Origin of the sequence: Wolbachia endosymbiont of Phyllotreta cruciferae, from assembly GCF_918697765.1 — a bacterium.
Classification (GTDB): Bacteria; Pseudomonadota; Alphaproteobacteria; order Rickettsiales; family Anaplasmataceae; genus Wolbachia; species Wolbachia pipientis.
In genome coordinates this window covers 395,858-422,761 of record NZ_OU953855.1, presented here as the reverse complement: position 1 = coordinate 422,761, position 26,904 = coordinate 395,858, and the positions used below count along the sequence as shown (strand labels likewise).

General features: G+C 36.0%; 20 protein-coding genes, 1 tRNA gene and 7 pseudogenes. 15 read left to right on the top strand and 13 right to left on the bottom strand.

Going from position 1 to position 26,904, the window contains the following annotated elements:
• Positions 1–632: 632 nt before the first annotated feature.
• Positions 633–1,730: pseudogene (gene ltrA / locus NL281_RS09105) on the top strand (group II intron reverse transcriptase/maturase).
• A 106-nt stretch (positions 1,731–1,836) separates the two neighbouring features.
• A pseudogene (locus NL281_RS02025) lies at positions 1,837–3,074 on the top strand (IS4 family transposase).
• Between the two features lie 64 nt (positions 3,075–3,138).
• On the opposite strand, the gene dnaJ reads toward NL281_RS02025, so the two are convergent.
• The 4 genes from dnaJ to NL281_RS02005 form a co-directional block, all read right to left on the bottom strand.
• Positions 3,139–4,257, bottom strand: coding sequence for a molecular chaperone DnaJ (gene dnaJ / locus NL281_RS02020; RefSeq protein ID WP_012673045.1), 1,119 nt, complete (start codon positions 4,255–4,257; stop codon positions 3,139–3,141).
• Positions 4,258–4,339: 82 nt separating this feature from the next.
• A tRNA-Arg gene (locus NL281_RS02015) sits at positions 4,340–4,417 on the bottom strand.
• Between the two features lie 66 nt (positions 4,418–4,483).
• Complete coding sequence (locus NL281_RS02010) at positions 4,484–4,780, bottom strand: hypothetical protein (RefSeq protein WP_253303510.1); 297 nt, start codon at positions 4,778–4,780, stop codon at positions 4,484–4,486.
• Positions 4,781–4,960: 180 nt separating this feature from the next.
• A complete protein-coding gene (locus tag NL281_RS02005) occupies positions 4,961–5,656 on the bottom strand; it encodes a hypothetical protein (protein WP_253303509.1) in 696 nt (231 codons plus the stop codon).
• Between the two features lie 968 nt (positions 5,657–6,624).
• Here NL281_RS02005 and ltrA (NL281_RS09100) point away from each other — a divergent pair.
• From ltrA (NL281_RS09100) to NL281_RS01985, 3 pseudogenes are all read left to right on the top strand, one after another.
• Positions 6,625–7,722 (top strand): annotated as a pseudogene (gene ltrA, locus NL281_RS09100) (group II intron reverse transcriptase/maturase).
• A gap of 106 nt (positions 7,723–7,828) precedes the next feature.
• Positions 7,829–9,066 (top strand): annotated as a pseudogene (locus tag NL281_RS01990) (IS4 family transposase).
• A 193-nt stretch (positions 9,067–9,259) separates the two neighbouring features.
• Positions 9,260–10,403 (top strand): annotated as a pseudogene (locus NL281_RS01985) (transposase).
• Between the two features lie 9 nt (positions 10,404–10,412).
• Here the strand turns inward: NL281_RS01985 and NL281_RS01980 are convergent.
• The gene (locus NL281_RS01980) at positions 10,413–10,622 is read right to left on the bottom strand and encodes a hypothetical protein (RefSeq protein WP_015589377.1); all 210 of its coding nucleotides are present in this window, start codon (positions 10,620–10,622) and stop codon (positions 10,413–10,415) included.
• Between the two features lie 131 nt (positions 10,623–10,753).
• Here NL281_RS01980 and der point away from each other — a divergent pair, with 131 nt between their 5' ends.
• The 5 genes from der (at position 10,754) to NL281_RS01955 (ending at position 15,278) form a co-directional block, all read left to right on the top strand.
• A complete protein-coding gene (der, locus tag NL281_RS01975; protein WP_012673406.1) occupies positions 10,754–12,079 on the top strand; it encodes a ribosome biogenesis GTPase Der in 1,326 nt (441 codons plus the stop codon).
• The gene (locus NL281_RS01970; protein ID WP_015589379.1) at positions 12,076–12,597 is read left to right on the top strand and encodes a disulfide bond formation protein B; all 522 of its coding nucleotides are present in this window, start codon (positions 12,076–12,078) and stop codon (positions 12,595–12,597) included. The genes der and NL281_RS01970 overlap by 4 nt, the downstream gene beginning before the upstream one ends.
• Positions 12,572–13,114 (top strand): demethoxyubiquinone hydroxylase family protein, encoded by a 543-nt coding sequence (locus NL281_RS01965; protein WP_253303508.1) that lies wholly within the window; start codon positions 12,572–12,574, stop codon positions 13,112–13,114. Before NL281_RS01970 ends, NL281_RS01965 begins: the two co-directional genes overlap by 26 nt.
• Positions 13,115–13,694: 580 nt before the next feature.
• The gene (gene mraY, locus NL281_RS01960; protein WP_253303507.1) at positions 13,695–14,675 is read left to right on the top strand and encodes a phospho-N-acetylmuramoyl-pentapeptide-transferase; all 981 of its coding nucleotides are present in this window, start codon (positions 13,695–13,697) and stop codon (positions 14,673–14,675) included.
• Between the two features lie 6 nt (positions 14,676–14,681).
• Positions 14,682–15,278 carry a ribonuclease HII gene (locus NL281_RS01955; protein WP_253303506.1) on the top strand — a complete coding sequence of 199 codons (597 nt, stop codon included), beginning with the start codon at positions 14,682–14,684 and terminating at the stop codon, positions 15,276–15,278.
• Positions 15,279–15,281: 3 nt separating this feature from the next.
• On the opposite strand, the gene virB9 is transcribed toward NL281_RS01955, so the two are convergent.
• The 4 genes from virB9 to NL281_RS01935 form a co-directional block, all read right to left on the bottom strand.
• A complete protein-coding gene (gene virB9, locus NL281_RS01950) occupies positions 15,282–16,064 on the bottom strand; it encodes a P-type conjugative transfer protein VirB9 (RefSeq protein ID WP_010082330.1) in 783 nt (260 codons plus the stop codon).
• A 29-nt stretch (positions 16,065–16,093) separates the two neighbouring features.
• Positions 16,094–16,270: a hypothetical protein gene (locus NL281_RS01945; protein WP_253303505.1), complete on the bottom strand. Its 177-nt coding sequence runs from the start codon at positions 16,268–16,270 to the stop codon at positions 16,094–16,096.
• A gap of 204 nt (positions 16,271–16,474) precedes the next feature.
• The gene (gene mlaD, locus NL281_RS01940) at positions 16,475–16,930 is read right to left on the bottom strand and encodes an outer membrane lipid asymmetry maintenance protein MlaD (protein WP_010082331.1); all 456 of its coding nucleotides are present in this window, start codon (positions 16,928–16,930) and stop codon (positions 16,475–16,477) included.
• A gap of 2 nt (positions 16,931–16,932) precedes the next feature.
• Positions 16,933–17,247, bottom strand: coding sequence for an NADH-ubiquinone oxidoreductase subunit NDUFA12 family protein (locus tag NL281_RS01935; protein WP_253303504.1), 315 nt, complete (start codon positions 17,245–17,247; stop codon positions 16,933–16,935).
• A gap of 64 nt (positions 17,248–17,311) precedes the next feature.
• Here NL281_RS01935 and NL281_RS01930 point away from each other — a divergent pair, with 64 nt between their 5' ends.
• Genes NL281_RS01930 through purF form a run of 3 tightly spaced genes read left to right on the top strand, consistent with a single transcriptional unit; the run spans position 17,312 to position 21,346 of the window.
• Positions 17,312–18,778, top strand: coding sequence for a proton-conducting transporter transmembrane domain-containing protein (locus NL281_RS01930; RefSeq protein ID WP_370274009.1), 1,467 nt, complete (start codon positions 17,312–17,314; stop codon positions 18,776–18,778).
• 53 nt (positions 18,779–18,831) lie between these two features.
• Entirely contained in the window at positions 18,832–19,935 is a 1,104-nt protein-coding gene (gene rodA / locus NL281_RS01925; protein ID WP_253303503.1) for a rod shape-determining protein RodA, read from the top strand.
• Positions 19,936–19,960: 25 nt separating this feature from the next.
• Positions 19,961–21,346, top strand: coding sequence for an amidophosphoribosyltransferase (gene purF / locus NL281_RS01920; protein WP_010082377.1), 1,386 nt, complete (start codon positions 19,961–19,963; stop codon positions 21,344–21,346).
• On the opposite strand, the gene NL281_RS01915 is transcribed toward purF, so the two are convergent.
• From NL281_RS01915 to ruvA, 4 genes are all read right to left on the bottom strand, one after another.
• Positions 21,328–21,867: a DNA-3-methyladenine glycosylase gene (locus tag NL281_RS01915; RefSeq protein WP_038199418.1), complete on the bottom strand. Its 540-nt coding sequence runs from the start codon at positions 21,865–21,867 to the stop codon at positions 21,328–21,330. The two genes, purF and NL281_RS01915, sit on opposite strands and share 19 nt — an antisense overlap.
• 60 nt (positions 21,868–21,927) lie before the next feature.
• Positions 21,928–22,845, bottom strand: coding sequence for a hypothetical protein (locus NL281_RS01910; protein WP_253303502.1), 918 nt, complete (start codon positions 22,843–22,845; stop codon positions 21,928–21,930).
• Between the two features lie 77 nt (positions 22,846–22,922).
• The gene (gene ruvB, locus NL281_RS01905; RefSeq protein WP_010963048.1) at positions 22,923–23,903 is read right to left on the bottom strand and encodes a Holliday junction branch migration DNA helicase RuvB; all 981 of its coding nucleotides are present in this window, start codon (positions 23,901–23,903) and stop codon (positions 22,923–22,925) included.
• Positions 23,900–24,481 (bottom strand): Holliday junction branch migration protein RuvA, encoded by a 582-nt coding sequence (gene ruvA, locus NL281_RS01900; protein ID WP_253303501.1) that lies wholly within the window; start codon positions 24,479–24,481, stop codon positions 23,900–23,902. Before ruvA ends, ruvB begins: the two co-directional genes overlap by 4 nt.
• A 794-nt stretch (positions 24,482–25,275) precedes the next feature.
• Between ruvA and NL281_RS01895 the strand changes: the two are divergent.
• Positions 25,276–26,098: pseudogene (locus NL281_RS01895) on the top strand (IS5 family transposase).
• Positions 26,099–26,135: 37 nt separating this feature from the next.
• Positions 26,136–26,636 (top strand): annotated as a pseudogene (locus tag NL281_RS01890) (IS4-like element ISWosp8 family transposase); the annotation flags it as partial.
• Positions 26,637–26,904: the final 268 nt, after the last annotated feature.

Genomic DNA, 26,904 nt, shown 5'->3' with positions numbered 1-26,904 from the left:
GGAACAAACCACTATGCTGCGTAAGGTAACGAGCGTAGTAAAGCTAGTGGAATGGACAACACAGGGTACAACGAAAGTGAAGGTATTGAGTCCCGAAATTCTCGATGTCATAGAGGTCGACACGTTGCATATAGTGGAAGACAGCAAGAAGGGTAACAATAGGGCAAGTTATCACTCACTCTATCGGGATCTGAGGCCGTATCACGTGTTGAGATGGAGTTTACGTAAACTTGGGAGATCCTTTGTATTCCTATTAAGGTACGTTGGAACAAGTCAACAAAGGCGAGTACTGACGGAAGATATAAAGGAAGTCGGACTGATTGATAGTACTCAGAGTGTGGGAAAGCCACATACAAGGGGAAGCGGTCAGCAATATAGTGACTGGTTTAGGAATTGCTATGCCAATACAACGGAGGTTGGAATAACGTGCAAAGAAAACTAAATCAGATAGCAGTAAGAGCCAGGCAAGATAAACGATTGAAATTTAATCGTTAATTCATCTGATAAACGCAGAGAATCTTGCTGAATGTTATAAAGAGCTAAAGCATAACAAAGCATGCGGTATAGACCAGGTGACAGTAGAAGCTTATGGAGAAAATCTTGAAGAGAAGCTCAACACTCTGGTGGATAGTATGAAAAGAAAGCGATATCAACCGCAACCAGTGAAAAGAGTATATATACCAAAAGCTGGAAGCAAAGAGAAACGCGGGCTTGGAGTACCGTCTACAGAAGATAAGTTAGTCCAGATAATGCTGAAGAAGATATTAGAAAATATTTATGAAGCTAACTTTCTGGATAACTCATATGGTTTTCGTCCTGGTAGAAGCTGTCATCAAGCGGTAAATGCACTAAATAAAGCAGTTATGTACAGACCAACTAACTATGTAGTAGAAGTTGATATCAAGAAATTCTTTGATAATGTCCAGCACAAATGGCTAATGAGATGCTTGAGAGAACGGATAACAGACCCAAACATACTGTGGTTAGTAAAACGATTTCTTAAGGCAGGAGTAGTCGAAGCAGGACATTATGAAGCAACTGAACTAGGCACACCTCAGGGGGGAATAGTAAGTCCTATACTAGCTAATATATAGTTGCATTATGTGCTGGATTTGTGGTTTGAAAAGAAATTCAAGCTAAGATCTAAAGGTTATATGGAGCTAGTTAGGTATGCAGACGATCACCTGATTTGCTGCGAAAGAGAAAAAGATGCTAGAGAACTCTTAGAGTCACTGAAACAAAGGCTAGGAAAATTTGGACTGGAAATATCTGAAGACAAAACAAGAATAGTAAAGTTTGGCAAAAAGGAGTGGCAACAAGGAATAAGGGAGAAACGAAAAACGGAAAGTTTCAACTTTCTAGGATTCACCCATTATGGTACAAGGAGTCGTAAAGGTAGAGTAATGGTAGGTCATAAAACCTCGAAAGAAAATCTATCTAGAAAACTTAAAGAAATCAAAGAATGGGTGAAAAAGATTCGAAATAAAGTTCACCTTAAAGATTGGTGGTCAATACTTAAAGCAAAACTAACAGGACACTATAACTACTTCGGAGTTAGCGGAAATTACCGGTGGTTGAATAAATTCTTCTGGCGGGTAATCAAGCTAGCGTATAAATGGATAAACCGACGTAGTCAGAAGAAGAGTATGAATTCAAAGCAATTTATACACTATCTACAAGTTAATCCATTACCAAAACCAAGAATATGCTACTCATTATATACAAAATAGGAAATGCTGTGAATACTACATTGTGGAGCCGTGTGCGGGAAAGCTGCAAGCACGGTTCTGGTGGGGGAGTCATAGCGATAAAACTTAATCAGGAGGATTTAAAACTATGACTTCTACCAAACAAAAAGGAAAAAATTTTATTCTACAAATTAAAAATATAATATACTCGAAAGCTTTTCAGAGAATCCATTGTGTTGAGTTTTACACGAACAAGAAAACTTCCTTTTTCGACAGTATTTTCTATGATTTTAAAGTTAGTTAAAAAAAGTTTGGGAATAGAATGTGAACTTATGGAGCCATTGACATGTACCCTCAAAGCAAGCTTTTTCTAAAGCAAGATATAAGATTTGTCATACAGGTTTTAAAGAATTTAAGCATCCAAACAGCCTATCAAGATGAGCCTGAGTTGGAGAGGCTATAGGCTTATTGCAGCAGATGGTTCTGGTATGAGATTACCCAGCTCTGAGGAAATTGTATCCGAGTTTGGCCGCTTTAAACCAAATGGAACAACAGGCACAATGCCACCATTGGCAATTTGTTTGTTGATTTGTGTACTTCGCTGATTTGTAGTGCTCGTCTTGCGGCTTGGAATATAGGTGAACAAACGTTGGCGGAAGAGCAATTACCCGAAGTTATCACTCAAATGCGTTCATTAAATCAAAAGAAATTATTATTTATCTATGATCGTCTTCAGTAAAATTCATTCAGCAGCATTATGATTTGGAAGTAGATTTTATTTTTCGCTTGCAAAAAAGAAATTATAGCAAGCTATGGGAACGAATTGCATCTGGAGAATTAGATTTCGATTTTATATTAGAAAATGAAAAGCTAAAAAATAAAATGAAAGGACAGAAAGTAAGAGTAATAGTGCTGACATTAGCCAACGGAGAAACAGAGGTATTGGTTACTTCACTTTTTGATCGAGAAAAATTTACTTTGGAAGATATCAGCAAAGCTTATGTATTAAGGTGGCATATAGAGGAGTGCTATAAACGACTCAAAATAGGTGCAGAGTTAGAGAATTTTTCTGGCGTAAATTTAGAGACTGTATTACAAGAATTTTGGGCAAACTTAGTCATGTGTAATATATTGTCGCTTCATATGTGTGATGCACAAGGGCCTTGGAATCCAGATCAAATTGCTGAGTATCGTTTAAATTTTTCGGTTTTATTTGGTGTAATGAGGCAGAAACTCTATCAGGTACTTATTGCGCCAAAAAACTTTCAAGCCCTTTTTGATAGAGCAAGTATACGCGCTAAAGTTAAAATCCGACCGGGACGATTGTATAGCCGCGATAAGGTAGATAAGCCCAAACGCCATCATGTCTTTAGGAGAGTTTGCTAATGAAAGTTCTTAAGTTGACGCCATTGCGTAAACAGTTACCCCTTTATGTCATTTAGCAGATTTCTTATTTTTTTTTTACTTTACTAAAAAACCCTTCAGATTGCTGTTGTACACTTGCATTTTCCTCTTCTTCAAGCGCTTTTAATAGTTCAATTTGCTTTTTAGTTAAATTTTTTGGATTTAAAGTCTCAACTATTACCTGTACGTATAAATCACCACGAGCATGTGAGTTCATATATGGCATACCCTTTTCCCTACAACGTAGTTTGGTACCAGTTTGAGTGCCTTCAGGGACCTTTACTTTTATTTTAGCTCCATCAATTGATTGAATATCGATTTCACCACCAAGCACTGCTAGTGTCATTCTTATAGGCACTTTACAGTGTAAATCTGCTTTATTTCTAGCAAAGATTTTATGGAAAATTATTTTCACGTATACGTATAAATCTCCACTTTTTCCACCTTTTGTTCCAGCTTCTCCTTTACCACTTATCCTTACCTTAGCTCCTTCTTCTATGCCTTTTGGAATTGAAACGGATATATTTACTTCATCTCTTCTACGTCCACTTCCACCACATTTCTTACATTTGTTTTGTATTATTTCTCCTTCCCCATAGCATGTAGTACATGTTCTTTCGATGGTAAAAAAGCCTTGTTGAGTTCTAATCCTACCGCTTCCCTGGCATGTGTGGCACTGAACTGGTTTAATTGCTCCTTCGCCACCTGTGCCTTGGCATGTATCACATTTTACATTTGTCACATAATGTATAGGCGCTTGTATTCCTTTAAATGCATCTTCTAAGGTAATTTCAAGATCATAACGTAGGTCTGCTCCAGATACTCCTGTTGTACTTCTTTTTGCTCTCGATCTACTTGCACCACCACCGAATCCTCCACCAAAGAAGTCATTGAATATGTCGCTAAAATCTCCTGCAGAGCTAAAGCCTTGAAATCCACCAGAAGCACCTTCGTGGCCATAACGGTCATAGCCTGCCCTTTTCTCAGAGTCAGACAGAACTTCATATGCAGCTGTTACTTCTTTAAATTTTTCCTCTGCTTCTTGATTGCCAGGATTTCTATCAGGATGATATTTTAATGCTAATTTTTTATACGCTTTTTTTATCTCATCAATACTGGCATTTCTGCCTACTTCCAGCAGATCATAGTAGTCTTTTTTGCTCATATATAATAGTTTAGTGCTTAACCTTTAAAGATAGGTATTACATATATTAATTTCAAGTGTGACTTCTGTTTCCTATAAAATGTGGTGCACCCTGAGCGACTTGAACGCCCGACCTTTTGATCCGTAGTCAAATGCTCTAATCCAACTGAGCTAAGGGTGCTTTCACAAAGTTAACTTTAGCAGGTTTTGTAGCTTGATTCAATTAATTTGGCTAAAAATAAAACTGTTAATTTTTATCACGCGTGAACCCCTTACAATTCCCAAACTTCTGTTGCAAATAAGGATTATCAAATGCATTTTGAGGAGGAGCAGTTGGAGTAGTATTAGGATCTTGAGAAAAGTAAGGAGGTGGTGCATCATAACGAGAAGAATCTCCATAACCATGCCCTTGTCTAAGACAGCTATCTACCGCTCCTTTAGCTTTCTCGATATTTTCTGATTCTTCCTCATGCTTCATATGAAAAGCTAAACCACCAGCAAAACATACGAGAGAATTAACGCCAAGGATAGCTAAACCCCACACTGGTAAGACCTTACTATTACCCACAAATAAAAACATAGTATTGTATTTACTCAAATAATTTAATTTTATTAACCTGAAAGCTTATTAGATTAAAATTATTAAACTAAGAGTTATAATTTTAGCAACTAAAAGCTGTAAATTGCACCATATAAACAGTTATTTCAAGCAAAAGTTATGCCATTAAGAGCTATGCAACAAACATTTATATTTGTGGGTAATAGTAAGGGTAATAGTAAGTGGGTAAACAGCACAAGCTACCAAAGCTGCCAAAGAAACAACGCCAACCGCAAATTCTATATTTCTGAACGTTTTAAATTTACTATCCAGGTAATCTATTTTTTCTTCTTTTCTAGCCACTTTTCTGCTGCTGTTATACCAAAAACACATACCAGCATGGAAAGCAACACACACAACTGCAGCTACTATACCCAAAGCTAATAGCTTTCTACTGTCTTCTGATTCTTTTTTATTCTCTTTTCTCCCTTGATGAGTGGTATTACCATTGTTAATATTCGTTATATTATTAACCGTAGTGTGACCACGTCCACCGAATAAAGAATCCATCCAGCATTGTAATAGCAAATAATCCCAAAAGTCTAAACCTCTATTGTGTACATGTATATGTGTAATCTGAGAGCCTGTAGGTTGTGCGTTATTCCCTGCGTTATATTGATCATTTCTGCTTCCTGTATCGTGCCTATTGCTTGAATTTGGATGTGTAAATTTTTCATACGCATTTTTAAAATTCTCCTCACTCCAATTTGTGGTATTTTGCGTATTACAAAATTGTAAAAACTCTTTAACATCACTGTTACTACCAGATTTCTTTATATAGGCTAACGCATACCTTTTTAAAACACTATCACTTGCTACCATAAATACCCTCTTAAGTTAAGATTAAATTAATAAATACTTACTTACTTATTATAACAAGATAACATCTACTTGTCAACTTGAGCCTGATTCAAGTATCCGTTCAGACAATGGCGTCAACTTAAGGAAAAATATCAGCGATAGTGTATAAAATTTCTCTCCAAATTTTTTATCATTAAATTATCCAAAGAGTGCAAGGGACAGCACTTTTGTTTCTGTTTTATTTCAACAAAGAAGTCTAAAATGTGTCCTTTTTAGGTGAAATATGCGTGCGCCAAGCAAAGTGCGTAAAGTCCAGTTGGTGAAAATCCAACCCAGGCAAAGCCTAGCCAGCAGGCTGGAACAAACCACTATGCTGCGTAAGGTAACGAGCGTAGTAAAGCTAGTGGAATGGACAACACAGGGTACAACGAAAGTGAAGGTATTGAGTCCCGAAATTCTCGATGTCATAGAGGTCGACACGTTGCATATAGTGGAAGACAGCAAGAAGGGTAACAATAGGGCAAGTTATCACTCACTCTATCGGGATCTGAGGCCGTATCACGTGTTGAGATGGAGTTTACGTAAACTTGGGAGATCCTTTGTATTCCTATTAAGGTACGTTGGAACAAGTCAACAAAGGCGAGTACTGACGGAAGATATAAAGGAAGTCGGACTGATTGATAGTACTCAGAGTGTGGGAAAGCCACATACAAGGGGAAGCGGTCAGCAATATAGTGACTGGTTTAGGAATTGCTATGCCAATACAACGGAGGTTGGAATAACGTGCAAAGAAAACTAAATCAGATAGCAGTAAGAGCCAGGCAAGATAAACGATTGAAATTTAATCGTTAATTCATCTGATAAACGCAGAGAATCTTGCTGAATGTTATAAAGAGCTAAAGCATAACAAAGCATGCGGTATAGACCAGGTGACAGTAGAAGCTTATGGAGAAAATCTTGAAGAGAAGCTCAACACTCTGGTGGATAGTATGAAAAGAAAGCGATATCAACCGCAACCAGTGAAAAGAGTATATATACCAAAAGCTGGAAGCAAAGAGAAACGCGGGCTTGGAGTACCGTCTACAGAAGATAAGTTAGTCCAGATAATGCTGAAGAAGATATTAGAAAATATTTATGAAGCTAACTTTCTGGATAACTCATATGGTTTTCGTCCTGGTAGAAGCTGTCATCAAGCGGTAAATGCACTAAATAAAGCAGTTATGTACAGACCAACTAACTATGTAGTAGAAGTTGATATCAAGAAATTCTTTGATAATGTCCAGCACAAATGGCTAATGAGATGCTTGAGAGAACGGATAACAGACCCAAACATACTGTGGTTAGTAAAACGATTTCTTAAGGCAGGAGTAGTCGAAGCAGGACATTATGAAGCAACTGAACTAGGCACACCTCAGGGGGGAATAGTAAGTCCTATACTAGCTAATATATAGTTGCATTATGTGCTGGATTTGTGGTTTGAAAAGAAATTCAAGCTAAGATCTAAAGGTTATATGGAGCTAGTTAGGTATGCAGACGATCACCTGATTTGCTGCGAAAGAGAAAAAGATGCTAGAGAACTCTTAGAGTCACTGAAACAAAGGCTAGGAAAATTTGGACTGGAAATATCTGAAGACAAAACAAGAATAGTAAAGTTTGGCAAAAAGGAGTGGCAACAAGGAATAAGGGAGAAACGAAAAACGGAAAGTTTCAACTTTCTAGGATTCACCCATTATGGTACAAGGAGTCGTAAAGGTAGAGTAATGGTAGGTCATAAAACCTCGAAAGAAAATCTATCTAGAAAACTTAAAGAAATCAAAGAATGGGTGAAAAAGATCCGAAATAAAGTTCACCTTAAAGATTGGTGGTCAATACTTAAAGCAAAACTAACAGGACACTATAACTACTTCGGAGTTAGCGGAAATTACCGGTGGTTGAATAAATTCTTCTGGCGGGTAATCAAGCTAGCGTATAAATGGATAAACCGACGTAGTCAGAAGAAGAGTATGAATTCAAAGCAATTTATACACTATCTACAAGTTAATCCATTACCAAAACCAAGAATATGCTACTCATTATATACAAAATAGGAAATGCTGTGAATACTACATTGTGGAGCCGTGTGCGGGAAAGCTGCAAGCACGGTTCTGGTGGGGGAGTCATAGCGATAAAACTTAATCAGGAGGATTTAAAACTATGACTTCTACCAAACAAAAAGGAAAAAATTTTATTCTACAAATTAAAAATATAATATACTCGAAAGCTTTTCAGAGAATCCATTGTGTTGAGTTTTACACGAACAAGAAAACTTCCTTTTTCGGCAGTATTTTCTATGATTTTAAAGTTAGTTAAAAAAAGTTTGGGAATAGAATGTGAACTTATGGAGCCATTGACATGTACCCTCAAAGCAAGCTTTTTCTAAAGCAAGATATAAGATTTGCCATACAGGCTTTCAAGAATTTAAGCATCCAAACAGCCTATCAGGATGAACCTGAGTTGGAGAGGCTATAGACTTATTGCAGCAGATGGTTCTGGTATGAGATTACCCAGCTCTGAGGAAATTGTATCCGAGTTTGGCCGCTTTAAACCAAATGGAACAACAGGCACAATGCCACCATTGGCAATTTGTTTGTTGATTTGTGTACTTCGCTGATTTGTAGTGCTCGTCTTGCGGCTTGGAATATAGGTGAACAAACGTTGGCGGAAGAGCAATTACCCGAAGTTATCACTCAAATGCGTTCATTAAATCAAAAGAAATTATTATTTATCTATGATCGTCTTCAGTAAAATTCATTCAGCAGCATTATGATTTGGAAGTAGATTTTATTTTTCGCTTGCAAAAAAGAAATTATAGCAAGCTATGGGAACGAATTGCATCTGGAGAATTAGATTTCGATTTTATATTAGAAAATGAAAAGCTAAAAAATAAAATGAAAGGACAGAAAGTAAGAGTAATAGTGCTGACATTAGCCAACGGAGAAACAGAGGTATTGATTACTTCACTTTTTGACCGAGTAAAATTTACTTTGGAAGATATCAGCAAAGCTTATGTATTAAGGTGGCATATAGAGGAGTGCTATAAACGACTCAAAATAGGTGCAGAGTTAGAGAATTTTTCTGGCGTAAATTTAGAGGCTGTATTACAAGAATTTTGGGCAAACTTAGTCATGTGTAATATATTGTCGCTTCATATGTGTGATGCACAAGGGCCTTGGAATCCAGATCAAATTGCTGAGTATCGTTTAAATTTTTCGGTTTTATTTGGTGTAATGAGGCAGAAACTCTATCAGGTACTTATTGCGCCAAAAAACTTTCAAGCCCTTTTTGATAGAGCAAGTATACGCGCTAAAGTTAAAATCCGACCGGGACGATTGTATAGCCGCGATAAGGTAGATAAGCCCAAACGCCATCATGTCTTTAGGAGAGTTTGCTAATGAAAGTTCTTAAGTTGACGCCATTGTCCGTTCAGGCAATGGCGTCAACTTAAGGAAAAATATCAGCGATAGTGTATAAAATTTCTCTCTAAATTTTTTATCATTAAATTATCCAAAGAGTGCAAGGGACAGCACTTTTGTTTCTATTTTATTGCAACAAAAAAGTTTAAAATGTGTCTTTTTTAGGTGAGGCATGCAAAAAGGAAAAGATCTTATCTTACAAATTAAAAATGCAATATACTCGAAAACTTTTCAGAAAATCCATTGTGTTGAGTTTTACACGAACAAGAAAACTTCCTTTTTCGACAGTATTTTCTATGATTTTAAAGTTAGTTAAAAAAAGTTTGGGAATAGAATGTGAACTTATGGAGCCATTGACATGTACCCTCAAAGCAAGCTTTTTCTAAAGCAAGGTATAAGATTTGCCATACAGGCTTTCAAGAATTTAAGCATCCAAACAGCCTATCAGGATGAACCTGAGTTGGAGAGGCTATAGACTTATTGCAGCAGATGGTTCTGGTATGAGATTACCCAGCTCTGAGGAAATTGTATCCGAGTTTGAACCAAATGGAACAACAGGTACCATTGGCAATTTGTTTGTTGATTTGTGTACTTCATTGATTTGCAGTGCTCGTCTTGCAGCTTGGAATATAGGTGAACAAACGTTGGCGGAAGAGCAATTACCCGAAGTTATCACTCAAATGCGTTTATTAAATCAAGAGAAATTATTATTTATCTATGATCGTCTTCAGTAAAATTCATTCAGCAGCATTATGATTTGGAAGTAGATTTTATTTTTCGCTTGCAAAAAAGAAATTATAGTAAGCTATGGGAACGCTGGCGAATTAGATTTTGATTTTATATTAGAAAATGAAAAGCTAAAAAATAAAATGAAAGGACAGAAAGTAAGAGTTATAGTGCTGACATTAGCCAACTGAGAAACAGAGTTTTTGACCGAGACTTTGGAGCAAAGCTTATGTGTTAAGGTGACACATAGAGGAGTGCTATAAACGACTCAAAGTAGGAGCAGAGTTAGAGAATTTTTCTGGAGAGGCTGTATTACAAGAATTTTGGGCAAACTTGGTCATGTGCAATATATTATCGCTTCATATGTGTGATGCACAAGGGCCTTGGAACCCAGATCAAATTACTGAGTATCGTTTAAATTTTTCAGTTTTATTTGGTGTAATGAGGCAGAAACTCTATCAGGTACTTATTGCGCCAAAAAACTTTCAAGCCCTTTTTAAGTATACGCGCTAAAGTTAAAATCCGACCGGGACAGCCGCAATAAAGTAGATAAGCCTAAACGCCATCATGTCTTTAGGAGAGTTTGCTAATGAAAGTTCTTAAGTTGACGTCATTGACTGTTCCGATTCGTTATATGACATAAGAGCATCATATATTTCATGCAATGTATTTGAGATGTTTTTTTCCATATGTTGATTAATATGCCCATATATTGTCGTCTCTTCCGAACACTCTGTATCTTTATGTATATGATTTTGTTGCTTTAATTCTTCCCTATCTACACTCTCTATTTGCTCTGACACTAGCATAACTACCCCATATTTTACATAACGAAATAAAAAAATTCTAACTGTAGTATGCTTATATAATCTACGAAGTCAATAGTTAAATTGAAAAGTTTCGGTTATAATTTACTTCATATAGAACATGCCCTTGAATTATGCTAAAAATCGCCATAGTAGGCCTACCAAATGCTGGAAAATCGACCCTATTCAACAGATTAGTAGGAAGAAAAGCAGCAGTAGTGAGTAACATTCCAGGAGTGACAAGGGATAGGCGAGAGGGAATGGGGAGAATTAGCGATTTGGAGTTTAAAGTTATAGATACAGGAGGATGGAACGACCAAACTAGTTTTTCACTGCAAGTTATTGAGCAAATAGAGTTTTCTTTATCCAGTTCAAACATAATTTTCTTTCTTGTTGACGCAAAAGTGCAAAATGAGCGAAATAAAGAGTTTGCAAAGTGGCTGAAGAGAAAAATAAATAAACCTGTGATACTGATAGCAAATAAATGCGAGAGTCATAAATCCGAAAATGTTGATTATTTGCAGTTTTTTGATTTTCTTGGCCCGGTGTATATCTCTGCCGAGCATAATCTTGGCATGGTTGATCTTTATGATGCATTAGCTGGTGTTATTGAAAATTTTAACGAGAACACTGAGTTACCTAACAATGAACTGAGTAGGCTGAGGATCGCGATCATCGGCCGTCCGAATGTTGGAAAATCAACTTTTTTAAATGGTTTACTTGCAGAAAACAGACTAATAACAAGTTCAGAGCCAGGTACCACACGTGATTCTGTGGATATTACATATGATCATGATGGAGAGTTAATTACTCTAATTGACACTGCCGGAATCCGCAGAAAGGCGAATGTTGTAGATGGCTTAGAATCAAGATTTGTTGAGAAAAGCATGGAATCAATCAAGCGCTCTCATGTGGTAGTTTTAATGCTAGACTCCCTAGTTGGTATTGAGCAGCAGGATTTATCAATTGGTGAAGCTGCAATTAAGGGAGGGAAAGGGATTATTGTTGTTTTAAATAAGTGGGATTTAATAGGTAAGGATGACAGAAGCAGGTTAATAAAATTTGTCAAACAACAGGAAGTAACCAGGTTATTCTTGGAAGTGCCAACTATAACAATTTCTGCGTTAAAAGGCATGCGCTGCGGTGATGTGATAGATAAGTGTCTTGAAGTGAGTGAATCCTTGAACAAGAAGATCAGCACTGCAAAACTGAATAAGTGGCTCATAGATGCTGTAGGAAAACATTCTCACCCTCTTGTAAAAGGCAAAGCAGTTAAAATGAAGTATATCGCTCAAATTGGTACTAAACCTCCAGCTTTTTCTTTGATATGTAACATACCTGAAAGTGTTGATGAAAGTTACAAACGCTATTTAATTAACGATCTCAGAAAAAATTTCTTTGCAGACGGTGTGCCAGTTAGATTGCTTTTGAAAAAAAATAAAAATCCCTATGTAAAATGAATACTCTGCTTTATACTTTCAGGGATAATTTACTTAAAGTTATGTGTAATAATTCCAGAATTCCTGCAATCTTTCTGCTGTCGAGTGCCGCTGCTCTAATTTTTGCATATGTGCTAGAATATTTTTTCAACATGCTGCCATGCAAGTTATGTACATACGAGCGAATAGTTTACTATATCGCCGGATTACTTGCAGTAGCGTGCATGCTTAAAGACAACAAAATTCTAATCTATGCAATGTTTTGCAGCTACCTCATAGGTGCAGTAATATCTTTTTATCATATAGGTCTTGAACTCCACTTATTTCATGATGTTTTAGGTTGTACAGAGCAAGCAAGTGGTAACGTTAGTATAGAAGAGCTCAGAAATAATCTACTAAATCCTAATTACTCTCCATCTTGTGACAGACCTCATTACGTTCTAGGTGTTTCCTTAGCAACATGGAATCTAATTTATCTCATAGTAGCTCTGTTCGTATCAGGTAAGGTGTATTGTGGAGAAAGAAAGAAATCTAAATAATTTAAGGTACAGCAACAATCAGTTCTTGCAACAGGCAATTAGAGTAGATCACGCTGGAGAATATGGAGCTATTTGCATTTATTCTGGTCAAAAATTTACTCTTAAGAAATCTTCTATAATCAATGAAATAATTGAAATGGAAGAGCAGGAAAAAAAGCATTTTCACTATTTTAATGAGAAAATCAAAGAGCAAAAAGTTCGTCCTACTGTTTTGTTGCCTGTTTGGCGTGTTTTAGGAGTGTCGCTTGGCGTTGCAACTGCCATTATGGGCAAAAAAGCTGCTATGGCTTGCACTGCTGCAGTTGAAGAAGTTATCGGGGAGCACTACAAAGAGCAAGTTTCACATTTAGAAGATGGGGAATTAAGAGAAACTATAAGTAAATTTCGCGACGAGGAGTTAGAGCACAAAGATATTGCAATTCAGCACAATGCTGAAAGCGCATTTGGCTACAACATTTTATCATCATTCATAAAAACAGGCTGCAAAACTGCTATTTACTTGTCTAAGTTAATTTAACTAAGCAGCTTTCTTAAAGTGTTTTAAATGTTCTGATAACAACAGAAACCAGGAAGGAATTCAAGTGTAACAATTATTTTATAACTATATTTACATATCACCATTATTAATAAATAATTAGTATTTGTAAATTAAATACATCTAAAGTATAGACTGCAAAGGAGGCAAAAGTGCGTTTTAATTTAGAAGAGGGAAATGCTCTTATGTAATACCTGCCACAGGTTCACAACTGTACGAACATTCATTTTTGAAGGTAAATTGCACAGCAAATGGTGTCATTCCAGTCTGGAATCCAGAAATTTTGCTTATAACTGAGCTGATAAGCTAAAGGTAATTGTCTTACACTAAAACAAACGTTTTTAATTAAGTTGCATAGAACCAGTGTCTGGGCACTGGGATGACACCCCACTGGTGGTCCAAACTACAACGTTCGTACAGTTGTGGATTCCAGACTGGGATGACACCCTACTGATGGGCCCAAATCACAATGTTCGTACAGTTGTGGGTCAGGCTATAGGATGACAGAAGTTGACTTTATTAGCTATAGGTGGTATGACACTTAGTCAATTTAAGTAAGCAGATGATCTTAGCTACAAAAGTATTTTTTACCTCATTTGTTTTTGGGTTTATTCTTTTTCCCTATTTTATAAAGCTTCTAAAAAAAATAAGCAAAGATGGGCAACCAATTAGATCATGTGGACCAGAAAGTCATTTAATAACAAAAAAGAATGTACCACCTATGGGCGGAATAATAATACTGATTTCTTCTTTATTACCAATTTTACTCTGGGCTCAGTTAACACCAGAAATTTTGCTGCTGATATTGATAACTCTATTTTTTGCTCTACTTGGATTTATTGATGATTATTTAAAATTGAAGACAAATCACTATCGAGGTTTAAGTGCAAAAACCAAAATACTTATTCAGTTTATTGTTGCTCTGGTTGGTGTGTTTATACTTAAGCTATACTCTGCTGAATGTTTTACAAAAACGTCCCTATTTAAAGGAGTAATAATAGATTTTGGCTATCTATATGTTCCGTTTGCTGCGTTTGTAATTGTCGGCTCTTCTAATGCTGTGAATCTCACAGATGGTTTGGATGGCCTTGCTGCAACTCAAGTCATCACTTCCTTTGCTTTTTTGGGGCTAATTGCATATATAACTCAAGCAGATATGAATATTACTTTATTCTGCATTGCATTTATAGGAGCTATTCTAAGTTTCTTGTGGTTTAACACACATCCAGCAAAAATATTTATGGGTGATGTTGGTAGCTTGTCGGTAGGCGCAGCCTTAGGGTTAACTAGTGTCCTAATTAAAAGAGAAATGCTTTTTGCCGTTATTGGAATAATTTTTGTAATAGAGACTCTATCTGTTATTATTCAGATATCATATTTTAAATATACAAAGTTTAAATATGGAGAAGGAAAAAGAGTTTTCCTTATGGCACCAATGCATCATCACTTTGAAAAGAAGGGATGGTCAGAAAATGTAATCGTTATGAAATTTTGGATAATTTCTATTATCTGTTCAGTTTTTACTATAACTTTCTTATTATAAAAACCTATGAAATACCCAGACTTTACATTAGAAAATAAATTATCAGGAGTGATAGCAGGAGTGGATGAAGTTGGAAGAGGTCCGCTAGCTGGTCCAGTAATATCCGCAGCCGTAGTGTTTATTGATAGAAATACAATTATTGATGGAATCAACGACTCGAAAAAGTTGACTCCTCAATGTAGGCAAGTCCTATATGAAAAAATAATATCCGTTGCAAAATTTGGTATAGGAATGGCAAGCGTAGAAGAAATAAATTCATACAATATCTTGCAAGCAACAAAACTTTCAATGAAACGTGCGTTGATAGACTTGGACCTAGAATTAGATTATGTGCTAGTTGATGGTAATCAACCACCTGAAGTGAAATGGCAAGTGAAATCCATAGTAAATGGTGATAATTTGAGTACATCAATTGCAGCAGCTTCAATCGTTGCAAAAGTTACGAGAGATCGGCTTATGCAAGAATTGCACAATAAGCATCCTGAATATAATTGGTATAAAAATAAAGGATATGGGACAAAAGAGCACCTTAACGCTATTGGCCTTTATGGAATTACAGAACATCATAGAAAAAATTTTGCACCCATATCTCAGGCATTATAGCCTTTACCCTTTTTTGAAAGGTATGGTTTCATTAAATAGGCAAACTGTACTCGATCCATTCCTTAAGGTAAACACTGAACTTACCCTTTCGATTATCAGGTAGTTATCAACTGTACGGAAATTTACTAAAGACTCATATCCTGCAGAATCAACCATAAAAACTGCCGGAAAATCAGAGTTTATTTTATTGAATTGTAGATATGTAAATTTTCCGTCATCAAAAACCTTAATTGGTATTATTGACTGACTACCTTTGACGTGCGAGATGGAATAATTAAAATTTAATCCCTTCTTTACAACTTCAATATCATTGATATCAGGAATAATGGTATGACTAGCTTGTTCGAAGATATCACCGTTATTTGTTGTGTAAATCTCATCACTGCTAAATAGTGGATAAAGAAACCTTACTTCATATGCTAATCTTGGATCATCTAGTCCAGTTGCTTCTTCAGCATGAAGTTCAAAGTAATAAACTCTTTTATTGGTAATTATAGTTGCATTAGTATCAGCAATATCATCTATGGGCTTAATAAACAATCTGTTACCTTGAGGAAGGAGTTGCCAACCAGTTGAATCACCCATTGAAAGGTTTTGTATTACCTCCCCTGGTTCAAACAATATACTGGACTGATAACCATAAAAACCCGTATACTTATGTATAGCTTGTGGGTTATAATTTATCACCTTTATGTGATTATCTCCAGCTATTGAACGTGGCTCCTGTTTTGCAAGTGCATCACTACCACAGAGGAACAACAGTACGGCAAACAGTAAACCAATCATAATATCAAAATAAATTAATTTTCATTTTATCATTGATAGACATGCACTGCAACTATTAAGGCACTTTCTATACTATAAACCCCAAAGCAAGCGGTAGAAAAGGCAAGAAATAAGGCAAACTCCTTAAATACTTTAGAACTACAGGAGGCTTTACCCTTACTATTACCCACAAATATAAATGTTTGTTGCATAGCTCTTAATGGCATAACTTTTGCTTGAAATAACTGTTTATATGGTGCAATTTACAGCTTTTAGTTGCTAAAATTATAACTCTTAGTTTAATAATTTTAATCTAATAAGCTTTCAGGTTAATAAAATTAAATTATTTGAGTAAATACAATACTATGTTTTTATTTGTGGGTAATAGTAAGGGCTTTACCTGAACGGATATACTTGGAATCCTGCCATTTTCACTTTGTAAACATACCAAGAATTCTGTCCATTATTCCACCCATATTTGCTTCAGCTTGAGTATACTCTATTTTACCACCATGCAAGATTAGTTTAATATCTGATCCAGGTGATATATTAACAAATTTACTGCCAACAACTCCACTGCTAGTGATCAGAGCTGAACTATCAATTGGCAATTTTATGTCTTTGCTTATACACATATCGATTCGTGCTACGTAGGTAGCTTTGTCAAGTGATACACCAGTTATGCTTCCAACATCTACACCAGAGATCTTGACACTATCACCAACTCCTATACCGTTAGCGTTAGCAAAAAGACCATATATTTTATTGCAATCCTTATAGTTTTTCTTTATGTAAGATAGCTTATCAATAGCAAAGAAAATCAGAAAAATAGTGAAAATTAATACAAATAATCCAGCGGTTATTTCAAGTATATTTGACCTTCGCATCTTTAGTTATCAGGACTCCAGCTTTTATAGTAATTTTTCACTTTTTGGTTTGGATAGTATGCACCTTTTGTACCCGTTAAATTAGGAGTATGTTTTACTTTTCTTTTTTTATTATTAACTGGTACTACATTATCAGTATAGTGAAGCCATATATGCCATTCCGGAGGCACTGTTGTAGGCTCAGAGACACCGCTATACATAACCCACCTTTTTCCTTTACTTGATTCATAGTAAGAATTTCCATTTTCATCTCTTCCTACAAATTTATCTTCTCTTCGTAATAGGCGTTTTATTGCGTTACAAATTTTAGATAACATAAGGGTATTAAAACAAAAAGTATTATATATACTAATACTTTAACGATATATTAACAACAATTTAATGCAATTACCAATTTTACAAGTTATTATCCCAATAATTGCATCAATGTTTTGCTTTCTTGCCAAGAAACACAAGGTATCTTGGTTTATTTCTTTTATTGCAACAACAATCACTCTTATCATTTCATCAATACTACTCATTAAAACATATAAAGGCGAAATTATAACTTATCACCTTGGGGATTGGGCTCCCCCGTACGGCATAGAGTTAAGAATCGACGTGTTGAACTCCTTGATTCTAACTTTGGTGAATTTTATAGCGCTGATTAGCGTGCTTTATAGCTTTTATATTAACGAAAAAGAAATTAGCAAAAACAAAATCACTGGTTTTTACTCTCTATTTCTACTGTGCTTAAGCGGACTGTTCGGGATTCTAGTAACAAACGACATATTTAACCTTTACGTTTTCTTGGAAATTTCATCTCTTTCTTCTTATGTATTAGTTTCAATGGGAAGGGATAAAAAAGCCTTGGTTGCAGCATTTGAATATCTAATTAGTGGAACAATAGGCGCAACATTTTATTTATTTGGCATCGGGCTCTTGTATTCAATGACTGGAACGCTCAATATGTCTGACATGGCTGAAAGAATAGTTCCATTATACGATAACAACATCATAAAACTTGGCACGTTGTTCATTTTTGTTGGTCTCTCAATCAAAATGGCACTGTTTCCATTAAGCAGGTGGCTGGTTAATGCATATAGTGAGGCGCCAAGTTTCATTAGCATATTCTTTTCAGGCACAGTGACAAAAGTGATGATATATGTTTTCATCAGAATCTTTTATACTGTTTTTCATCAAAATTTTTTCTTGTTTAAGCCGCTACTGGACAATGTGATAATTATCCTCGCACTTTGCGCTATTGTATTTGGGTCGATATTTGCAATAACCGCAAAAGACATAAAAAGACTGCTTGCTCACTCTAGTATTAGCCAAATTGGTTATATAATTTTAGCACTGAGTTTTAACTCAAAAACAGGTGTATTTGCAGCAATTCTTCACATAGTAAACCACAGCATAATAAAAACATCTTTATTTATGGCTGCAGGATGTATTTCTTACAAATTTGATACAACAAAAATAGAGAATTTATCGGGACTCAAGAAATCAATGCCTTATACAGCACTTGCGTTCACTCTACTCAGTTTAGCATTAATCGGTGTGCCTTTAACAAATGGCTTTGTAAGCAAGTGGTATATAATGAAAGCAATTATCGAATCTCATGCGTGGATTTCCCTTGTAACATTTGCTGCTGGCTCTTTCCTTGCATTGATATATATGTGGAAGATGGTAGAGAAAATGTATTTTGAAAATGATGCAACGTCACGCACTGGAATGACACCGGACAAAATTAATGATGTGCCATTTCCTATGCTTTTCTGTCTATTGTTTATGGCAGTTTTAACAGTAGTAACTGGAATATATAGCACTCCAATTCGGTTAGTAGTTGAGAAGTTGGTTTTTTGATTTTTATCTTTGTTTCATATTTTACTATACTTTAAGGTTATAAGGTCTTTATTGTGGATAGACTGAAGAAGATTCATTGGTTGTTAGTCATTAACGTGATAGCGCTGTTTTGCGTTGGCATTGTTGTTCAATACTCTTCTGCTGGAGGAAAGTGGGTGCCATTTGCGATTCACCAACTGGTCATATTCTCCTTCTTTTTCCTACTTGCTATAGCTATGTCATTCATAGAGCTAGATTTTTATTTGAAGCACGCCTACTTTTTTTATGTAGCAGCAGTGATTTCGCTATTAGTAGTGAATTTTTTTGGCTCACACATAATGGGTGCAACAAGGTGGATAAGAATTGGATCAATTAGTTTGCAACCATCAGAATTTGCAAAAGTAGGCTTAATACTTGCGCTTGCTCGCTATTTTGATAAGCAGAGTGTATATAAAATGATGGAATTTAAAAGATTGCTTAAGGCACTTATAATTATTTTCTTACCCGTGTTCTTGGTGTTAAAGCAACCTAATTTAGGCACAGCTGTGATAATGTTATTTATAGGGATATCAATTATATTCACAGCAATAATAAAAAGATCTCATTCGGTAATATGTGGAACGCTTGGCATTTTTGCAGTACCGGCTATTTGGCCTTTTTTACGTCCTTATCACAAGCAAAGGATATTGTCGTTTTTGGATTCATCAGTGGATCCACTTGGAATAGGTTATAATGCGCAGCAATCTCAGATAGCTATTGGTTCAGGAGGTTTGCTTGGTAAGGGCTTTGTTAACGGAAGTCAAACTCAACTTGGATTTTTGCCGGAGAAACGTACAGATTTTGCTTTTGCAGTGCTGAGTGAGGAATGGGGATTTTTAGGTAGCATGGCTTTAATTTTGCTTTATACCTCATTACTTGGCATAATTTTCTCTATCGCTTATAGGTCGAAAAATTATTTTTCTAAGTCGGTATCTATCGGCATTTTCGCCTTTTTTAGTGCTCATTTCTTTATAAACATCGGAATGACAATGGGCCTCTTACCTGTGATAGGCGACCCATTGCCGTTTCTGTCCTATGGAGGAAGTACAACTGCTGCAAGCTTAATATGCATAGGATTATTGCTGGCAATAAAAGCAGATGAACAACAAAATGCTTGTATTTTACCTATGCTAAAGTAAAATTAAATTTTACTTAATAGTTTTTATGCTAGATGAAATGCGTGAGGAATGTGGGGTATTTGGCATAAGTTGCAACCAAAGTGCTGCTTTTAACTCTATACTTGCTCTCCACGCTTTGCAGCATAGAGGTCAAGAGTCTTTTGGCGTAGTAACCAGTAACAACGATAAGCTGCACTCTTATCACTTTCAAGGTCAAGTGAGCAGCGTATTTGATGATATAGATGAAATAAAGAAATCCTTACCTGGAGATTGTGCAATAGGTCATGTTCGATACTCAACAAGTGGTAATAAATTTGGAGTGCAGCCCATGTTTAGCAAAAGTGGCAAATTTGGGGATTTCGCCATAGCACATAATGGTAATTTAATTAATATTTCTCCGATACGCGAACAATTGATTAAACAAGAGTGCGTTTTTCAGTCAGATATTGATACAGAAGTAGTAGTGCATCTGACAGCAAGCGGTGAAAAAGATAGCTTTTTAGAGAGTTTTATATATGCATTAAAGCAAATACAAGGTGCTTATTCTTTTGTTGCAATCAATCAAGAAGTAGTTATTGGAGTACGTGATTCATCTGGAATCAGGCCTCTTGTTTTAGGAAAGTTAAACGGTTCTTACGTTCTTGCATCTGAAACTTGTGCTCTTGATATAATAAATGCAGAGTTTGTTAGAGAAATAGAACCAGGCGAATTAGTTACCATCAGTTCGGGTAGTAAGCTAGCCTCAATGTTTCCTTTCCCACAGCAAAAATCAAGTTTTTGTATTTTTGAATACGTTTATTTTTCAAGACCAGACAGCATAATGGAGAATAGGTCTATATACGATACAAGAAAAGAAATAGGAAGAATACTTGCAGAAGAGAGCCCACCAAAAAACAATGTAGATATGGTTGTACCAATACCTGATTCTGGAATACCTGCAGCTATTGGATATGCAAAGCATTCAGGATTACCTATGGAACTGGGAATAATTCGTAATCATTACATAGGAAGAACTTTTATACAACCAACCGCTGAAGTACGTAAAGTTAGAATAAAATTAAAATTCAATGCTAATAAGCACACTTTGAAAGGTAAAAACATAATTTTAATAGATGATAGTATAGTGCGTGGTAGTACGTTAACAAATATAATAGTTATGCTAAAGGATGCAGGAGTAAAAGAGATTCACCTCAAAATTTCAAGCCCACCAATTAAGCATTCTTGTTTTTATGGAATAGATACGCCAGAGTGCAAAGATTTAATTGCTGCAAATAAATCTGTAGAGGAAATTAAGGAAGTTATAGGAGTAGATAGCCTAGCCTTCTTGAGTATTGATGGATTATATCAGGCTGTTAAAGGAGAAGTGCGTAACAATGCTACACCACAATATTGTGATGCTTGTTTCACTGGTGATTATCCAATTGGCAAATAGTCTACGCAAGATCTTAAGTTTTTAAACCGCCAAAATTTCTCTTGGCCTTTACTAATTCCGATTCTCGGAGTGCACACATAATCTGGTTTGAGGTGAGATTCATAAACACAAAATTCGTGGCTTATAGTAAGGTCCTGTTTGTTATGTTCTTTTGTAATATTTAATCTTTTACACAATATTCCTGGCCCACCTAAATTTGCCTCAAGCGGTTCAATGAGCTTTAATCCCCGTATTAACACTGCTGCTGGGAACCCTTCTGCTTCTGTTACAATATTTAAACAGTAATACATTCCATATATAAAGTACACATATGAAAACCCCGGCATACCAAACATTACTGAGGTTCGGTTAGTATAACCCTTAGCTGCATGACAAGCTGGGTCACTCATTCCTATATAGGCTTCAACTTCGGTTATTATTCCACTAAAGTTAGAAAATTTCAGCATCTTTCCTAGTAACTCCCCGGCTACAACCAAAGTTGGCCGCTCGTAGAAATTTCTTGGTAGTATTGTGTTGCTCATCATAAAAGTATAAGTTACTTGCAGATGCAAGCAACTTATACTGAATTTTCACTACTTTACCTATTTTGAAGCAGCAGGAGCTTGATGCTTTTGTGATGCGCCGCTCAAGTCTTCTACATTTGTTGAATGCTGCTCCAAAAATTTTACTTCTTCAGAGCTTTGTTGTAATTGTGTTTGTGGCAATTGTGATGCTAACACTTCATGTAAAGGCTTTGCTTCATATTGCCTTCCTACTTTTACTTCTTTATGTGCAGCTAATTGCTCCATAGTAACACCATTACCCTCAATAAGTTCTACGGAGCCATTATCATGAATATTAATTTTAATATTACATTCTTTTCCTTGAGCATTCCACTTTAAAGTCATTTGATATGACCCATTAGCTACTTCATAAATTCTTGTTCCATGTTCATCAACCCGGCAACGTAGCCCCCTTGCTTTACTTTGAGGTAGCAATAATGTAATTGCTTTCACGCCATATTGTTTACACAAATCGTTATTTAGAATGTCACTCATGCTTATTTCTTTTGTATTACTACCTATCGCAATTCTTACGGCAGGCTCAATAATATTATCTTCATTTTTGCTTTCTTTAAGTTTTATAAATTCTATATCATTATTTTCTATATTTTTAGATATCTCTTCTTTAATTTGTTCAGCAATTTTGCCTATAATGTTCTTACCACCATATTTATTCTCATCCCGAGCAGTATATGTACATATACCATTACTATCCTTATGAATATAAGGTTTTGGTTTCTTTTTATTAGTGGTATTAGTAGAAGTGTTGTTCTGCATTATAAAGAACTCATTCCATTCTTCTGCATTATTAAGAGTGACGTATTTAGGTACATTCTCATCTAGTGTTGATTTAGGTACATTTTTAGTATCCGAAATCGAATTATTATCAGAAGGACTGATATTTAGATTAGAAGAAGTTTCAATTAAGGATACAGTTTCAGTGCTATTAGTTAACATATATGCCTCCATTATTTTTAATATATAAATGTTAGCGTATAGATACCACGCCAATTAGTCAATATAAATTATGATGTTTAATGTTGAAAGCTCAAATACTCCTTTGCTTGATCGGTTAGAACGCGCCCTCTTGGTGTGCGCTTTACAAAACTAATTTTGATTAAATAAGGTTCTACTGTTTCTTCAATATTGCCAACATCTTCGGATAGCGCAATAGATATGGTGTCAATTCCAACAGGGCCTGAAGTGTTGAATAAAAATCTTAGATAATTCATATCAAGTTTATTGAGTCCCATTTTATCTACACCCAATTTTAGTAATACAGAATCAGCGACTTCATAAGTGATTTTTTTATCATCTTTCACTTCAACAAAATCCCTTATTCTTCTGAGTAACCTCAAAGCAATTCTTGGAGTGCCGCGCGCACGGCAGGCAATTTCCCGTGCTGCATCCTCTTCAATTTCAGCAGAAAGAACTCTTGCGCCTCTTTTTATAATATTAACCAGCTCCTCAAAGGAATAAAACTCAAGATGCAAAGGAATGCCAAAACGATCTCTGAGTGGCGCAGAAAGTAATCCAAGCCGTGTTGTTGCTCCAATTAGCGTAAATGGTGGTAGATCTATCCTTAAAGTGCGAGTAGATGGACCTTCACCTACTAATATGTCCAAGCAAAAATCTTCCATAGCAGTATATAAAACTTCTTCGATGCTGCGATTTAATCTATGGATTTCGTCGATAAATAGAACATCTTTTGCATTTAAAGTGGTAAGCACTGCAGCCAAGTCCCCAGCTTTACTAAGTAAAGGACCAGAAGTTGCGCGAAAGCTAACTCTTAATTCTTTAGAAACAATTTGTGCTAAAGTTGTTTTGCCAAGCCCTGGAGGACCGTACAATAAGACGTGATCTAAAGCTTCAGTTCTCGTCTGTGCAGCGTTTATAAACACTTTTAAATTTTGTATTAAGTCTTTTTGCCCGACAAAATCATCAAGTTGCTCAGGCCTGATGTTAATATTGCGCACATCTTCAGTATATTCTTTACCGCACGATATTGATTTCATAATGTTAAGAGCTCCTTAAGCGCCATGCGAATAATGTCCTTAGTGTCCAGGTTTGACGATTCGTCTTGTATTTTTTTTATCGTATCATAAGCTTTCATTTTTTCATACCCAAGATTGATCAATGCTGAAAGGGCATCTTCATTAATTGGATTAAAGTTATTGTTATTTATTTCTAGTTTACTTACTTTGCCACTCAATTCAGTGATGATTCGATTTATGAGTTTCAAGCCAAGTCCACTCATCTTGAGTGTTACTTTATCTTCATTCATAATTGCCAAAAATAGCTGTTCTGGAGTTAATTTACTCAAAATTGACATTGCAGTTTTATAGCTAACACCGCTTACTTTAACTAGCAAACTCAAGCACTGCTGTTCTTCTTTGCTTATAAAACCATATAGCTGAGTAGTGTTTTCTCTGTTATTTGCATAGGTTTCGATAAGTAATTTGATTCTACTTCCAATTGCACAAGCACTTAAAGTTTTGGCTGAAAGATACACCATATAGCCAACATCATTCACATTCAGGATTATGTGATCGCTGCGCACTTCATCAACTATTCCACTTAGATTTCCTATCATTTTTAGTACTATATAGGGTTCAGTTTAAATACTCCTGGATCTTAGGTCAAGCAAACGAACATTATAACAGGGAAACGTGGCTAAAAAACCACTTGACACCCTTCGCCAGCCCCCTTATCATGAAACTGAAGCTATTTATTTATCTTCTCTGTACAGATTAAATGACAAAAAAACTCAACGTATTTGGCGTCTCATGTTTAATTTTTTGCACTATGTGTACCTTATGTCTTCACAACATTTCTAGCTATATAAGCTAAAACGCGCTTATAAAGCGTTTAAGACAGTATAGAACGCCGATTTGCAGGATTAGAGAGTGACAACTAGCTAACACGGGGTTTCTTTTGCCTTTTTTTCTGCTTAGTAAATTTCTTAAACATTTAAACTAAGGTGAGTTGCATTTAAAAGCAGCTAAATTGCAGTGTTTAAGACTTTAAAGAACGCCAATACTGAAAATAGATAGTAACCGGGGCTTCTTTTGCCTTTTTTTTCATTTGGTAAATTTCTTGAATATTTATGGCTAAAGTAACTTAGGTTCACCGACAATCGTCATCCCGCTACTCGTTAGCGGGATCTATGCTAAGAGATACCGCGAATGAATCGCGCGGTATGACGGTCTGCGGCGGCATGACGATAAGGTTTATACCTTGTCATCCCAGTGCCCAGACACTGGGATCCAGCCTTTTCATAATCATCAAAACGTTGTATTTTAACATAAAACGGCTACTTTTATACTTAGAGGTTGTCCACAAACCAAGGAATACGTAGTATATAAAGAAAGAATATTGAGGTAAGAGATGAGGAAAAAATATCCAACAGATTTAAGTAAAAGAGAATGGGCAAGAATAGAAAAACACTTCAGAGTATCGTACAAGAAAGGAGGAAGGCCACCAAAATACAGTAAGTGTGAGATAGTAGATGCAATTCTTTATATACTGCGCACAGGATGTCAATGGCGCTATTTACCACACGATTTTCCGCCGTGGAAGGCTGTGCATGAACAGTTTAGAAGATGGAAAAAGCAGGGAATTTTTGAGAAAATGAACTATGATATCACTAAATATAGTAGGTCAAAAATGGGAAGCCGAGCGCATGCATAGTGGACAGTCAATCGGTAAAAACCACGGAAAAAGGGGGGTCAAAGGTTATGATGGTGCGAAAAAGGTAAAGGGGAGAAAAAGACATATAATCACAGATACTCAAGGATTTGTGCTTGGTTGCTATGTAGGAGCTGCAAGCGAAAATGACAGAGATGGGGTGAAGATGGCATTGGACAATATGAAGGAAAAATACAGCAATATTAAGAAAATGTGGGCTGATATGGGATACCAAGGAAAAGATTTAAAGGATTACGTAAAGAGAGAATATGGGATAGATATTGAAATTGTCAAAAGGCCTCCATGTAGGTTTTGGGTGCATAAAGATACACCACTAGAACTATTGCCACAACGGGATCCTGGATTTTCAGTACAGCCGAGAAGGTGGGTGGTAGAGAGGACTTTTGCTTGGATCAATAGAAATAGAAGGCTATCAAAGGAGTACGATTTACTTACAACATCTACTGAAAGTTTCATATATCTGGCTATGAGTAAAGTTATGTTAAGTAGGGAATATGCTTGATTTACTGGTTTGTGGACAACCTCTAAGCTATGGGAACGCTGGCGCATTAGATTTTGATTTTATATTAGAAAATGAAAAGCTAAAAAATAAAATGAAAGGACAGAAAGTAAGAGTTATAGTGCTGACATTAGCCAACTGAGAAACAGAGTTTTTGACCGAGATTTTGGAGCAAAGCTTATGTGTTAAGGTGGCACATAGAGGAGTGCTATAAACGACTCAAAGTAGGAGCAGAGTTAGAGAATTTTTCTGGAGAGGCTGTATTACAAGAATTTTGGGCAAACTTGGTCATGTGCAATATATTATCGCTTCATATGTGTGATGCACAAGGGCCTTGGAACCCAGATCAAATTACTGAGTATCGTTTAAATTTTTCAGTTTTATTTAGTGTAATGAGACAGAAACTCTATCAGGTACTTATTGCACCAAAAAACTTTCAAGCCCTTTTTAAGTATACGCGCTAAAGTTAAAATCCGACCGGGACAGCCGCAATAAAGTAGATAAGCCTAAACGCCATCATGTCTTTAGGAGAGTTTGCTAATGAAAGTTCTTAAGTTGACGCCATTGGCTGAACGGACAATGGCGTCAACTTAAGGAAAAATATCAGCGATAGTGTATAAAATTTCTCTCTAAATTTTTTATCATTAAATTATCCAAAGAGTGCAATAAACAGCATTTTTGTTTCTGTTTTATTTCAACAAAGAAGTCTAAAATGTGTCCTTTTTAGGTGAAACATGCGTGCGCCAAGCAAAGTGCGTAAAGTCCAGTTGGTGAAAATCCAACCCAGGCAAAGCCTAGCCAGCAGGCTG